This window comes from Herbaspirillum sp. Her2 (assembly GCF_057961375.1).
In genome coordinates this window covers 1,964,740-1,977,395 of sequence record NZ_CM176331.1, presented here as the reverse complement: position 1 = coordinate 1,977,395, position 12,656 = coordinate 1,964,740, and the positions used below count along the sequence as shown (strand labels likewise).

Below are 12,656 nucleotides of genomic sequence, written 5' to 3'. Positions count from 1 at the left end.
CAGATTGCTTCATTGCAAGATGTGCAACAAGTGAACCCATCGAAGCACAGGACATGTCCAAGATCCATCCCAGCGCAGTGATTGCCCCCGGAGCGCAGATCGACGAATCGGTCGAGATCGGCGCGTATGCCGTCATCGGTCCTGACGTGCGCATCGGCGCGGGCACGCGCATCGGTCCCCACGTGGTGATCGAAGGCCACACCACCATTGGCCGTGACAACGAGATTTTCCAGTTCGCCTCCATTGGCGCCGCACCGCAGGACAAGAAGTACGCCGGCGAGCCCACCACCATGGAGATCGGCGACCGCAACACCATCCGCGAATTCGTCACCTTCAACCGGGGTACCGTGCAGGATGGCGGCGCGACCCGCATTGGCAACGACAACTGGATCATGGCCTACGTCCACCTGGCGCATGATTGCCAGCTGGGCAGCCACATCATCCTGGCCAACAATGCCACGCTGGCCGGTCACGTGCATTTGGGCGACCACGTATTCCTGGGCGGTTTCACCACCGTGCACCAGTTCTGCCATATCGGTGCCCATGCCATGACCGCCTTTACGGCGGCCGTGAGCCAGGACGTGCCACCCTTCGTGACGGCGGCAGGCAATCGCGCCGTGCCGGCCGGCATCAACAGCGAGGGCCTGAAGCGCCGTGGCTTCACCAGCGAGCAGATCATGGAGATCAAGCGCGCCTACAAGGTGATCTACCGTGCCGGCCTGCCGCTGGAAGAAGCCAAGCAGCAGCTGGCGGAGATGGAGGCCAAGTCGGCCCACAGCGCCGAGCACATCCGCCTGCTGCGCGAATTCATCGAGGCTTCGGCCCGTGGCATCATCCGCTGACATCACGCGCCGCCAGTCGATCGCACTGGTGGCCGGCGAAAGCTCGGGCGACCTGCTGGGCAGCCGCCTGCTGGCCGGGGTGCGCGAGCGCCTGCCGGAAGTGCGCCTGCATGGCATTGGCGGCGAGCACATGATGGCGCAAGGTTTTGCCAGCGACTGGCCGATGGACAAACTGACGGTGCGTGGCCTGTTCGAGGTGATTCCGCGCTACCGCGAGATCAAGGGCATCCAGGAGTCGCTGCGCGACAAGCTGCTGGCGGACCGGCCTGATGTCTTCGTGGGCGTGGACTATCCCGGCTTCAACCTGGGCCTGGAAGAGCAGCTCAAGAAGGCCGGCATCCCGACCATCCACTTCATCGGCCCGCAGATCTGGGCCTGGCGCGGCTGGCGCATCAAGAAGATCCAGCGCGCGGTGTCGCACATGCTGGTGATCTTTCCCTTCGAGGAAAACCTGTACCGCCAGGCGGGCGTCCCGGTGACCTACGTCGGCCATCCGCTGGCCGAAGTGATCCCGCTGCAGCCCGACACCGCAGGCGCACGCCAGCGCCTCGGACTGGCGGGGCCGGGCAGGGTGGTGGCCATCCTGCCGGGCAGCCGCATGAGCGAACTGAAGCAGAACGGCGAAGGTTTCCTCGCCGCGGCACGGCTGTTGCGGCAGCGCGACCCCCAATTGCAGTTCATCACGCCCATGGCGGGCGACCGGCAGATGGCCTTTTTTGAAGACCAGATTCGCCAGGGCGGATATGAAGATCTTGGCATCAGCGTCATCCGTGGCCAGTCGCACAGTGCGATGGAAGCCTCGGATGCAGTGCTGGTGGCCTCGGGCACGGCCTCGCTGGAAGTGGCCTTGTACAAGAAGCCCATGGTGATCTCCTACAAGGTCAACTGGGCCTCGTACCAGATCATGCGGCACATGGCTTACCAGCCCTGGGTGGGCCTGCCCAATATCCTGGCGCGCGACTTCCTGGTGCCGGAACTGCTGCAGCACCAGGCCACGCCCCAGGCCCTGGCCGATGCCATGTGGCACCAGCTGGAAGACCATGCGCACCAGCAGCGGCTGGTGCGGCGCTTTGCCGACATGCACCAGTCCCTGCTGCGCGATACCAGCCGGGAGAGCGCCAACGCGGTCTGTGAAGTCATTGGCGCGCGCCGTCGTTGACGGACCGAAAGAAGGATCGCTGCGGCGATCCGTGTGAGAGTTTGATGAAGGAAATTGCTATGCCCAAGGCGGCCCCCCAGACCCTGGCTTTGTTTGACGACTACACCGGCGAGATCATCTGCGGCGTCGATGAGGCCGGCCGTGGTCCGCTGGCCGGTCCGGTGTTCGCTGCCGCCGTGATCCTCGATCCGGCGCGTCCGGTCAAGGGCCTGCGCGACTCCAAGAAGCTTTCCGAAGCCGCGCGCGACAGCCTGGCGCTGGAGATCAAGGAATCGGCGCTGGCCTGGGCCATTGCCTCCTGCAACGAGCAGGAGATCGACGAGCTCAACATCCTGCACGCCAGCATGCTGGCCATGCGCCGCGCGGTGGAGGCACTCTCCACGCTGCCCACGCTGGCCCTGATCGATGGCAACCGCTGCCCGGTCATGAGCATCCGCTCCGAAGCCATCGTCAAGGGCGACGACAAGGTGCCGGCCATCTCGGCCGCCTCCATCCTCGCCAAGACCGCGCGCGATGCGGCGCTGCTGGTCTTGCACGACACCTATCCGCATTACGGTTTCGACCGCCACAAGGGCTATCCGACCCCGCTGCACCTGGAAATGCTGCGCCTGCATGGCGTCTCGCCGGTGCATCGGCGCTCCTATGCGCCGGTCAGGGCCTTGCTGTCCGGCCAGACGGTGGTGATGGCGTGAGCGAGGCAGGCATGAAACTGATCACCTCCAAGGACAACCCGGTCTTCAAGGATTTGAAGCAACTGGCCACCAGCAGCCAGGCTCGCCGCCGCGCCGGCCAGAGCCTGCTGGATGGCGTGCACCTGGCGCAGGCCTGGCTGCAGCATCGCGGCGCGCCGCAGGTGTGCGTGGTGGCCGAGAGCGCCCAGTATCACCCGGAAGTAGCGCCCATCCTGGCGCAATGTGAAGCCTTGCACGCGCAATGCCTGGTGCTGGCCGACAAGCTGTATGACGCCATCAGCACCGTGGAGAACGGCGTGGGCCTGCTGTTGCTGGTGAGTACGCCCGAGCCGGTGGCCCCGGCTTCCTTGAAGGAATCGGCGGTGCTGCTCGATGGTCTGCAGGATCCGGGCAATCTCGGCTCCATCCTGCGCAGCGCAGCCGCAGCTGGGGTGAAGCAAGTGTTCTGCTCGGCAGGTACCGCCGCCGCCTGGTCACCCAAGGTGCTGCGGGCCGGCATGGGCGCGCATTTCGTGCTGGACATCTTCGAGAATGCCGACCTGGTCGCCCTGTGCGCCGCCAGCCGCATCCCCTTGCTGGCCACCAGCTCGCACGCAGCCCAGACCATTTACGATTGCGACCTCTCCGGTCCGGTGGCCTGGCTGCTGGGGCATGAAGGGCAGGGCGTGTCGCCGGCCTTGCAGGATGCGGCCACCCATGAAGTGGTGATCCCGCATCTGGGCGAGATGGAATCGCTCAACGTGGCGGCGGCAGCGGCGGTCTGCCTGTTCGAACAACTGCGCCAGCGCACTGTCGGGCGCTGAGGGCGGCGCGCATCATGGCGGCCTTTCCCCCCATCGATCTGGCCGCCATGGCCGATTACTTCCTCGGGGAATGGATCTTCAGCCGCACCATCTGGGAAGCCAGCGAAAACCCCCAAGCTACGGCGTCAGGTGAACTAAGTTTCACTAGAGGCGAGACGCCGGGCCAACTGGTCTACCGCGAGCGGGGCCAGCTGCGCATGACCGGCGCGCCTGGCCGCTTGATTCCGTTTTCCCGCGTCTTTGACTATCGCTTCGGCCCGGAGCGCCTGTGCGTGCTGTTCGCCGACGGCGAGCGCGTCGGCCAGCCTTATCAGGACTATCTGTTACGCGGACAGGAACTGATACCGGCCGCCGATCACCTGTGCGGCCCGGACTGCTATACCGCGGTGTATACCGCCCATAGTGAAGACTCCTTCACCATGGAAACCACCATCAACGGTCCGAAGAAGCGCACCCGCGTGCGCACTGAATTTTCACGCCGAAAGTCGGTCAGCGCGTCTCCAGCTTGATCTCCTGCAGGATGGTGGCGGCGATTTCCTCGATGGACTTGGTGGTCGACGACATCCAGCGTATCCCTTCGCGGCGCATCATCTTCTCGGCCTCATTGATTTCATAGCGACAATTTTCCAGCGCGGCGTACTTGCTGCCGGGACGGCGTTCATTGCGCACTTCCGAGAGGCGTTCGGCGGCGATGGTCAGGCCGAAGATCTTTTTCTTGTGCAGTACGAGCCCGCTGGGCAGCTTTTCGCGTTCGAAGTCTTCCGGGATCAGCGGATAGTTGGCGCACTTGATCCCGAACTGCATGGCCAGGTACAGGCTGGTCGGGGTCTTGCCCGAGCGCGACACGCCCACCAGGATCACGTCGGCTTCCGACAGGTTCTTGTTGGACTGGCCGTCATCGTGTGCCAGCGAGAAATTGATGGCCTCGATGCGGTTGCGATATTCCTCGGAATCGGTGGTGTTGTGGCTGCGGCCGATGGTGTGGGTGGACTTCATCTCCAGTTCCTGCTCCAGCGGCTCCACGAAGGTCTGGAACAGGTCCATGTGCATGGCCTTGGCGCGCCGGATCACCGAGGACAGTTCCGATTTCACCAGCGTGGAGAAGACGATGGGCAGCTTGCCATCCACCGCATAGGCTTCATTGATCTTGCGGGTGGCGTCGTGGGCCTTTTCCAGGGTATCGATGAAGGGCAGGCGGATCTGCTTGAAACGCAGCTCGAACTGGCTCAGCACCGAATGCCCGAAGGTCTCCGCAGTGATCCCGGTACCGTCGGAGACGAAGAACACGGTGCGGTTGGCGGCCACGACGGGGGAAGGGTGCGGGATCGGCATGGGGTCGAGCATTTAGTTGTCTTTTGGAAAATAGAAAAAGTATTGGGTGCTACGAACAAAAATGATTTCACGCGGTACAATGCTTGGCAACAATTTCGAGAAGCCCATCTTGATGACCGTCATGTCGCTGCGCAATTTGCCCGAATTCCTGATGATGTTTGCACTGGCAAACGTCCTCGGTGTGGCTGCGCGCCTGATGCTGTCCCTGGGCTGGTCCTCGAAGCCGCACCTGCTGCCGCAACCGTCGCAGAATAACAAAAATAAACCGATCCATGCCGCGCCCGCGAAGATTTCTTATCATCAAGCTAGGGGTTGTCATGTCCAACGCAGTAAACACCCAGGGGGCGGTATACGTAGCCTCCTTTGAAACTCTTCGCATGACGGACGTCGAGTCCGTCGGTGGCAAAAACGCATCGCTGGGAGAAATGATTTCCCAGTTGGCCGGCGCCGGTGTACGCGTGCCGGGCGGTTTCGCCACGACTGCGCAAGCTTTCCGCGATTTCCTGGAGCACAGCGCCGATGGCGGTCCGACCCTGGCCGCCCGCATTGCCCAGCGCCTCGAAGGCCTGGACATCGATGACGTGCGCTCGCTGGCGCAAGCCGGTGCCGAGATCCGTCAATGGATCATCGAGACCCCGTTCCAGCCCCGCCTGGACCAGGAAATCCGTGCCTTCTACGACAAGCTGGTGGCCGATTCGACCGCCGAGATGTCCTTCGCCGTGCGCTCCTCCGCCACCGCAGAAGACCTGCCTGACGCGTCCTTCGCCGGTCAGCAGGAAACCTTCCTGAACGTGGTCGGCATCGACAACGTGCTCGAAGCGATGAAGCACGTCTTCGCCTCGCTCTACAACGACCGCGCGATTTCCTATCGCGTCCACAAGGGCTTCACGCACGCCGAAGTGGCCCTGTCGGCCGGCGTGCAGCGCATGGTCCGTTCGGACGTGGGCGCGGCTGGCGTGATGTTCACCATCGACACCGAATCCGGCTTCAAGGATGTGGTCTTCATCACCTCCAGCTATGGCCTGGGTGAGACCGTGGTGCAGGGTGCCGTCAACCCGGACGAATACTACGTCCACAAGCCCATGCTGGAACTGGGCAAGCAGCCGGTGATCCGCCGCAACCTGGGTTCCAAGCTGATCAAGATGGAATTCACCGGCGAAGCCAAGGCCGGCCGTTCGGTCAAGACCGTGGATGTGCCGGTGGAACTGCGCAACCGCTATTCCCTGACCGACGCCGAAGTGGTGGAACTGGCCAAGTACGCCACCATCATCGAGAAGCACTACCAGCGTCCGATGGACATCGAATGGGGCAAGGACGGCCGCGATGGCAAGCTCTACATCCTGCAGGCCCGTCCGGAAACCGTGAAGTCGCAGCAGAAGGCGACCGATGCGCAGCAGCGCTTCAAGCTCAAGAGCTCGGGTACCGTGCTGGCCACCGGCCGCGCCATCGGCCAGAAGATTGGCGCCGGTCCGGTGCGCGTCATTAGCGATCCGGCTGAAATGGAACGCGTGCAGCCCGGCGACGTGCTGGTGGCTGACATGACCGACCCCAACTGGGAACCGGTCATGAAGCGTGCCTCGGCCATCGTCACCAACCGTGGTGGCCGTACCTGTCACGCCGCCATCATCGCCCGTGAGTTGGGCGTGCCGGCCGTGGTCGGCTGCGGCGACGCCACCGAAGTGCTCAAGGATGGCACCCTGGTGACGGTCTCCTGCGCCGAAGGCGACGAAGGCAAGATCTATGATGGCCTGCTGGAAACCGAAGTGACCGAAGTGGCCCGTGGCGAACTGCCCCCGATCCCGCTGAAGGTGATGATGAACGTGGGCAACCCGCAGCTGGCTTTCGACTTCCAGTCGATCCCCAACGGCGGTGTCGGCCTGGCGCGTCTGGAATTCATCATCAACAACAACATCGGCGTGCACCCCAAGGCCATCCTGGAATACCCGAACATCGACGCCGACCTGAAGAAGGCCGTCGAATCGGTCGCCCGTGGCCATGCTTCGCCCAAGGCTTTCTACGTCGACAAGCTGGCTGAAGGCATCGCCACCATCGCGGCGGCCTTCTGGCCCAAGCCGGTGATCGTGCGCCTGTCGGACTTCAAGTCCAACGAGTACAAGAAGCTCATCGGCGGTTCGCGCTACGAGCCGGACGAAGAAAACCCGATGCTGGGCTTCCGTGGTGCCGCGCGTTACCTGGCCCACGACTTCGCTGAAGCCTTCCAGATGGAATGCCAGGCCATGAAGCGCGTGCGTGAAGACATGGGCCTGACCAACGTCGAGGTGATGGTGCCCTTCGTGCGTACCCTGGGCCAGGCCGAGAAGGTCATTGGTCTGCTGGGCAAGTATGGCCTGAAGCGTGGCGAGAACGGCCTGCGCGTCATCATGATGTGCGAAGTCCCGTCCAACGCCATCCTGGCCGAGCAGTTCCTGGAACACTTCGACGGCTTCTCCATCGGTTCCAACGACCTCACCCAGCTGACCCTGGGCCTGGACCGCGATTCCGGCATGGAACTGCTGGCCGCCGACTTCGACGAGCGCGATCCGGCCGTGCAGGCCTTGCTGACCAAGGTCATCGCTACCTGCCGTGAAAAGGGCAAGTACGTCGGTATCTGCGGCCAGGGTCCTTCGGACCATCCGGACTTCGCCGAATGGCTGATGGAGCAGGGCATCGAGTCCATCTCGCTGAATCCCGATACCGTCATCGACACCTGGCAGCAGCTGGCCAAGAAGTGATGAAGCAAGGAGTGGTGAAGCTTTAAGCGTCACTCACGACCAACTTCGAAAGAAGTGAAAGGCGCGGACAGAAATGTCCGCGCCTTTGTTTTATTTTCTCAAGCTGCAGTAGACTGCGGGTGTTTGCAGTTTTCTTCATGGGGATTCGACGATGACGGACTGGTCACTCTGGCTGGTGCTGGCCGGCGCGCTGTTAGGTGCAGAACTCTTCACAGGCACCTTTTACCTGCTCATGATCGCGCTGGGACTGGTGGCCGGCGCCATCGCCGCCTGGTTCGGCTTGATGCTGGAGTGGCAGTTGCTGGTGGCCGCCGTGGTCGGCGTGGCGGCGGTGCTCGGCCTGCGGCGCAGCCCGTATGGCCGGCTGCGCCGCAGCAGCGCCAACGATGATCCCAATCTTTTGCTCGATATCGGCCAGAGCGTCGAGGTCCCGGCCTGGCAGGTGCACGGCAACCAGTTCATGGCGCGCGTGCCTTATCGCGGTGCGCAGTGGGATGTCGAGCTGCTGCCCGGCCATCATGCCAGTCCCGGCAGCTTCGTCATCCGTGAAATCCGTGGCAGCCGCTTGCTGGTTGCGCCGCGCTGATCGGGTCTTCACTTCTTCCCCCTCTCGTTTTCAGGAGAATTTCATGCTGGGTAGCGTCACTCTGGTCATCTTCTTCCTTGCCATTGTCTTCGTCGTGCAGACGGTCAAGGTGGTCCCGCAGCAGCATGCCTGGGTGGTCGAGCGCCTGGGCAAATACCACGCCACGCTGGCTCCTGGCCTGAACATCGTGGTGCCCTTCATCGACCGCGTGGCCTACAAGCACATCCTCAAGGAAATCCCGCTGGACGTGCCGCCTCAGGTCTGCATCACCAAGGACAACACGCAATTGCAGGTCGACGGCATCCTGTACTTTCAGATCACCGACCCGATGCGCGCGTCCTACGGCTCCTCCAACTACATCGCGGCGATCACCCAGCTGGCGCAGACCACGCTGCGCTCGGTGATCGGCAAGATGGAACTGGATAAAACCTTCGAGGAACGCGACCACATCAACACCGCCATCGTCAGTGCCATCGATGAATCGGCCGAGAACTGGGGCGTGAAGGTGCTGCGCTATGAAATCAAGGACCTGACCCCGCCCAAGGAAATCCTGCACGCCATGCAGGCCCAGATCACCGCCGAGCGCGAAAAGCGTGCCCTGATCGCTGCCTCCGAGGGTCGCAAGCAGGAACAGATCAACATCGCCACTGGTGAGCGCGAAGCCGCGATTGCCCGCTCCGAAGGCGAGAAGCAGGCCTCCATCAACCGTGCCGAAGGCCAGGCTGCGGCCATCCTCGCCATCGCCGAAGCCAGCGCCGAGGCGATCCGCAAGACGGCTGCCGCCATCGAGCAGCCGGGTGGTTCGGATGCGGTCAACCTGAAGGTCGCCGAGCAGTATGTCGATGCCTTCGGCAAGCTGGCCAAGACCAATAACTCCATCATCGTGCCGGCCAATCTGGCGGACATGAGCGGACTGATCGCCTCGGCCCTGCAAGTCGTCAAGCAGCAGAAGTAAGCCATGCATCCACGTTTTACGTCCGTTTTTGCATGCAAACCGCTGGCTGCACTGATGGCGGCAGGCCTGATGCTCGCTTCCGTTTCCGTGCTGGCGCAGGAAAGCCCCGACATGGCCGCCCTGGCCGAACGCGTCGACCAGCAGATGACGCAATTGCTCGGTCAATATCCCGTGCCCGGTGCCAGCATCGCCATCGCCTATCAGGGCCGGCTGGTGTATCAGCGTGGCTACGGCATGGCGGTGACCGAATCGAATACGCCGGTCACGCCGCTGACGCGTTTTCGGATCGGCAGCGTCTCCAAGCCGGTCACGGCGGTGGCGGTGCTGAAGCTGTTCGAGAAGGAGCTGCCGCAGGTCCTGGATCGTCCCGTGTTCGGTCCGGAAGGATTGCTGCCGGACGCCGCCTATCCTGACTTTGCCCAGCCCTTGGACCAGCGTGTCCTGAAGATCACCTTGCGCGAGCTGTTGCAGCACACCAGCGGCTGGGGTGGCAGCGATTACGATCCGCAATACGACTTGGTCAACATTGCCAAGGCGCGCCAGGTAGCCGCACCGGCCTCGGCCCGCGACGTGATCGCCTACGTGCTCAAGCAGCGCCTGCTGGATGCAGCGCCTGGGACGGAGTATTTCTACAGCAATTTTGCCTACAACGTCCTGGGACGCCTGGTGGAGCAGAAGTCCGGCATGTCTTATGAAGAGGCGGTGCAGGCACTGGTCTTCAAGCCCGCTGCGGTGGAGGATGCCGCCATCGCCGGTGACCGCCGCATCGAGCGTGCGGCCAACGAGACCATCTATTACGACGATCCACGCTGGCCCGCTGTGGCCGATCGCGATGGCAGTGGCGCCACCGGTCCGGAATCCTATTCGGCCCTGCATTTCAAGGCCATGGATGCCACTGCGGGCTGGATCGCCACGGCGGCCGACCTGGTGCGCTTTGCCGATGCGGCGCAAGGGCGCGGCGCTCCCGCCTTGCTGCAACCGCAGACGCTGGCGCTGATGAAGCAGCGCAATCCCGCACAGGCCGAGAACAACTATGGCCTGGGCTGGGTGGTGACCCGCAGCAATGGGGTGGAGATCCTCTCCCACAGCGGCGCCCTCACCACCGGCACCTACGCCTACCTGCAATCGCGCGCCGATGGCTGGACCTGGGCGGTGCTGATGAACCGCCTGCCGATTCCTTATCCACCCGAGCAGGGCGTGAGCGAGTTGCAGGCCTTCCAGGTGGCGGTGCAGCGCGGGTTGATGAATGCCATCGTCAATCCGGCCGCGGTGCCTTCTGCTGCACAATAATTCATACAGCAAACGCCCATTGAAAAGCCCCGCCCGGCGTGAAACCGGACGGGGCTTGGTCTTGGTGCATATCGTTCATATCGTGCCTGTCGCCCGTGAGGCGGCGATCAGATCTCGGCAGTGTCTCCGCGTGCCGGCTCATCGGCCATGAAGGGCAGGGTGATGTCGACTCGCAAGCCGCCGTCGCTGCGATTGGCGGCGCGGATAAAGCCTTGGTGCGCTTCGACGATGCGGCGCGCAATCGAGAGCCCCAGTCCGTGGCCGGCGCTGTTGCTCTTGGTGCGGCTGCTGCGGAAGAACAGCTCGAAGATGCTGTCCATTTCTTCTTCCGGCACACCCGGTCCGCGATCCAGGATGGACAGGTGCAGCAGCTTGTTGACCTCGTCGATCTCGGCCACGAATTGCACGGCCGTCTCGGGTGCCGTGTGCTTGATGGCATTGCGCAGCACGTTCTCGATGGCGCGATAGAGCAATTCCGGATTGCCCTTGACCTGCACCCGGCAATCGATGCGGCTCTCCACCCGCTTGCCCAGCGCCTCGGCCTCGAAGCTGGCGTCATTGGTCATGTCGGCCAGCATGGCCTGGATGGCGATGGCTTCTTCCATCGAACCAGGCACGTTGGCTTCCAGCCGCGACAAGGTCAGCAATTCGCCGACCAGTTTGTCCATGCGCACGCTTTCGCGTTCGATGCGCTCCAGGGTCAGTTCCAGCTTGTCCTTGTCCTGCACGCGTGCCAGGCCGATGGCCATCTGCAGGCGCGCAATCGGCGAGCGCAGCTCGTGCGAGACATCGTGCAACAGCCGGCGCTGGCTTTCCATCAGGGTACGCAACTTGGCCGTCATGGCGTCGAAGTCGCGTCCCAGGTCGGCCAGTTCATCGTTGCGCGCGCTCATGACCGGTTCCAGCGCCTGGTCCAGATTGCCGTTGGCGGCCTGGTTGAAGGCATTCTTGAGATGCCGGATCGGATGCGAGAAATACCAGGCCAGCAGCAACGCAAACACCAGACTGGCCACCAGCGCCACGGCAATGGGCATGGTCGGGAAGAACAGCGGCTTGGGCCCGCCGCGATCCTTCATGTAGCGCGGCTCGCGGCCCGGCATGCCGCCCGGGGGCGGGCCGAACTCGTCGTTGGGCGTGGGAATGAACATCAGGTAGCTGTGGCCGTTGGCGGCCTTGACCAGTTCCACCACCCGGCGATCGCGTTCGGTGGCCAGCACGCGGCGCGCCTGTTCCACCAGATGCGGCGAGACTTCGCGGCCCATCAGGTCCTGGTTGTCTTCATCCACGGCATACAGCTGCAGGCGATGCGGGCGCCCCTCGTTGATCAGGCTGCGCAAGGCTTCCGGGCCGCCGAACTGCAGGGTGGCGGCGGCCGCGCGGATCATGAAGGAGGCCGGTGGACTGAGGTCGATCTCCGAATTGCGGTTGCTGCGTTCCAGGTTCTCGATCCAGAACAGCACGCCCACGCCGAAGGTGGCGGTGATCTGGGCGATCGCAATGAAGAAGAAGAACTTCCAGAAAAGCCGGCCCACATTATTCCTTGATGAACTGGTAGCCCAGGCGGTAGACGGTCTGGATGCAGCTCTTGTCGCTGCCCAGTGCGGCGATCTTCTGGCGGATGCTGGAGAGGTGGACGTCGATGTTGCGGTCGAAGCGCGCCAGCGGACGGCCCAGGCCTTGCTCCGACAGGGTCTGCTTGCTGACCGGCTTGCCGGCATTGCGGGCCAGCACTTCAAGCAGGTTGAATTCGCTGCTGGTCAGTTCCAGCGGACGGCCGTTCCAGGTGGCACGGCGCTGTTCCGGCCACATCGACAGGGCCCCCACGGCCAGCGGCGAATAGGGCGCCTGCTCGCTGCTTTCGGCCGAGGCGCGACGCAGGATGGCACGGATGCGGGCAGCGATCTCGCGCGGCGTGCAGGGCTTGGGGACGTAGTCGTCGGCACCGAGTTCCAGACCGATGATGCGGTCGGTGTCATCGCCCTTGGCGGTCAGCATCACGACCGGCATGTTGCTCTTGGCGCGAATGCGGCGCAGGGTGTCGACGCCGTTCAGGCGCGGCATCATCACGTCCAGCACGGCGATGGCGTACTGGCCGGTGAGCGCCTCGGCGGCACCGGCTTCGCCGTCATGGGCGACGTTGACTTCAAATTTTTCCTGCTCCAGGTATTCCTTGAGCATCTCGACGAGCTCCACGTCATCGTCGATCAAAAGCACTTTAGACATTGCTGCATTCCATTCTCGAATTGCCCTGCCTTCAGGCCGCAG

At 63.3% G+C, this 12,656-nt stretch carries 13 protein-coding genes; 10 read left to right on the top strand and 3 right to left on the bottom strand.

Annotated features, from left to right (window positions below; genetic code table 11):
- The first annotated feature begins 53 nt into the window (after nt 1–53).
- Genes lpxA through ACWHXP_RS08945 form a run of 5 tightly spaced genes read left to right on the top strand, consistent with a single transcriptional unit; the run spans nt 54 to nt 4,005 of the window.
- On the top strand, nt 54–842 hold the full coding sequence (gene lpxA / locus ACWHXP_RS08965; RefSeq protein ID WP_039788266.1) for an acyl-ACP--UDP-N-acetylglucosamine O-acyltransferase: 789 nt from the start codon (nt 54–56) through the stop codon (nt 840–842).
- A complete protein-coding gene (lpxB, locus tag ACWHXP_RS08960) occupies nt 826–2,001 on the top strand; it encodes a lipid-A-disaccharide synthase (RefSeq protein WP_489633980.1) in 1,176 nt (391 codons plus the stop codon). Before lpxA ends, lpxB begins: the two co-directional genes overlap by 17 nt.
- A gap of 59 nt (nt 2,002–2,060) precedes the next feature.
- Entirely contained in the window at nt 2,061–2,693 is a 633-nt protein-coding gene (gene rnhB, locus ACWHXP_RS08955; RefSeq protein ID WP_121040000.1) for a ribonuclease HII, read from the top strand.
- 11 nt (nt 2,694–2,704) lie between these two features.
- Nucleotides 2,705–3,496, top strand: a complete 792-nt coding sequence (locus ACWHXP_RS08950) for a TrmH family RNA methyltransferase (RefSeq protein WP_288066209.1) — start codon at nt 2,705–2,707, stop codon at nt 3,494–3,496.
- A 14-nt stretch (nt 3,497–3,510) separates the two neighbouring features.
- Nucleotides 3,511–4,005, top strand: a complete 495-nt coding sequence (locus ACWHXP_RS08945) for a DUF6314 family protein (RefSeq protein WP_489633981.1) — start codon at nt 3,511–3,513, stop codon at nt 4,003–4,005.
- Here ACWHXP_RS08945 and ppsR read toward each other — a convergent pair.
- Nucleotides 3,986–4,840 carry a posphoenolpyruvate synthetase regulatory kinase/phosphorylase PpsR gene (gene ppsR, locus ACWHXP_RS08940; RefSeq protein WP_039788257.1) on the bottom strand — a complete coding sequence of 285 codons (855 nt, stop codon included), beginning with the start codon at nt 4,838–4,840 and terminating at the stop codon, nt 3,986–3,988. The two genes, ACWHXP_RS08945 and ppsR, sit on opposite strands and share 20 nt — an antisense overlap.
- Before the next feature lie 49 nt (nt 4,841–4,889).
- On the opposite strand from ppsR, the gene ACWHXP_RS08935 reads away from it, so the two are divergent.
- From ACWHXP_RS08935 to ACWHXP_RS08915, 5 genes are all read left to right on the top strand, one after another.
- Complete coding sequence (locus tag ACWHXP_RS08935) at nt 4,890–5,195, top strand: hypothetical protein (protein ID WP_489633982.1); 306 nt, start codon at nt 4,890–4,892, stop codon at nt 5,193–5,195.
- A 10-nt stretch (nt 5,196–5,205) separates the two neighbouring features.
- Nucleotides 5,206–7,560 (top strand): phosphoenolpyruvate synthase, encoded by a 2,355-nt coding sequence (gene ppsA / locus ACWHXP_RS08930; RefSeq protein ID WP_240733890.1) that lies wholly within the window; start codon nt 5,206–5,208, stop codon nt 7,558–7,560.
- A 151-nt stretch (nt 7,561–7,711) separates the two neighbouring features.
- Nucleotides 7,712–8,146, top strand: a complete 435-nt coding sequence (locus ACWHXP_RS08925) for an NfeD family protein (protein ID WP_489625408.1) — start codon at nt 7,712–7,714, stop codon at nt 8,144–8,146.
- 43 nt (nt 8,147–8,189) lie between these two features.
- A complete protein-coding gene (locus ACWHXP_RS08920) occupies nt 8,190–9,101 on the top strand; it encodes an SPFH domain-containing protein (protein WP_034336986.1) in 912 nt (303 codons plus the stop codon).
- A gap of 69 nt (nt 9,102–9,170) precedes the next feature.
- Entirely contained in the window at nt 9,171–10,391 is a 1,221-nt protein-coding gene (locus tag ACWHXP_RS08915; RefSeq protein WP_489633983.1) for a serine hydrolase domain-containing protein, read from the top strand.
- A 107-nt stretch (nt 10,392–10,498) separates the two neighbouring features.
- Here ACWHXP_RS08915 and ACWHXP_RS08910 read toward each other — a convergent pair whose 3' ends face one another.
- Nucleotides 10,499–11,923: an ATP-binding protein gene (locus ACWHXP_RS08910; protein ID WP_039788249.1), complete on the bottom strand. Its 1,425-nt coding sequence runs from the start codon at nt 11,921–11,923 to the stop codon at nt 10,499–10,501.
- A 1-nt stretch (nt 11,924) separates the two neighbouring features.
- Nucleotides 11,925–12,614 carry a response regulator transcription factor gene (locus ACWHXP_RS08905; protein WP_039788247.1) on the bottom strand — a complete coding sequence of 230 codons (690 nt, stop codon included), beginning with the start codon at nt 12,612–12,614 and terminating at the stop codon, nt 11,925–11,927.
- Between the last annotated feature and the right edge of the window lie 42 nt (nt 12,615–12,656).

What these genes read in the sequence shown, in the direction of transcription:
- lpxA (WP_039788266.1), top strand. Translation starts at nt 54, where the DNA reads ATGTCCAAGATCCATCCCAGCGCAGTGATTGCCCCCGGAGCGCAGATC.
- rnhB (WP_121040000.1), top strand. Translation starts at nt 2,061, where the DNA reads ATGCCCAAGGCGGCCCCCCAGACCCTGGCTTTGTTTGACGACTACACC.
- ACWHXP_RS08950 (WP_288066209.1), top strand. Translation starts at nt 2,705, where the DNA reads ATGAAACTGATCACCTCCAAGGACAACCCGGTCTTCAAGGATTTGAAG.
- ACWHXP_RS08945 (WP_489633981.1), top strand. Translation starts at nt 3,511, where the DNA reads ATGGCGGCCTTTCCCCCCATCGATCTGGCCGCCATGGCCGATTACTTC.
- ppsR (WP_039788257.1), bottom strand. Translation starts at nt 4,840, where the DNA reads ATGCTCGACCCCATGCCGATCCCGCACCCTTCCCCCGTCGTGGCCGCC.
- ACWHXP_RS08935 (WP_489633982.1), top strand. Translation starts at nt 4,890, where the DNA reads ATGATTTCACGCGGTACAATGCTTGGCAACAATTTCGAGAAGCCCATC.
- ppsA (WP_240733890.1), top strand. Translation starts at nt 5,206, where the DNA reads ATGACGGACGTCGAGTCCGTCGGTGGCAAAAACGCATCGCTGGGAGAA.
- ACWHXP_RS08925 (WP_489625408.1), top strand. Translation starts at nt 7,712, where the DNA reads ATGACGGACTGGTCACTCTGGCTGGTGCTGGCCGGCGCGCTGTTAGGT.
- ACWHXP_RS08920 (WP_034336986.1), top strand. Translation starts at nt 8,190, where the DNA reads ATGCTGGGTAGCGTCACTCTGGTCATCTTCTTCCTTGCCATTGTCTTC.
- ACWHXP_RS08915 (WP_489633983.1), top strand. Translation starts at nt 9,171, where the DNA reads ATGCTCGCTTCCGTTTCCGTGCTGGCGCAGGAAAGCCCCGACATGGCC.
- ACWHXP_RS08905 (WP_039788247.1), bottom strand. Translation starts at nt 12,614, where the DNA reads ATGTCTAAAGTGCTTTTGATCGACGATGACGTGGAGCTCGTCGAGATG.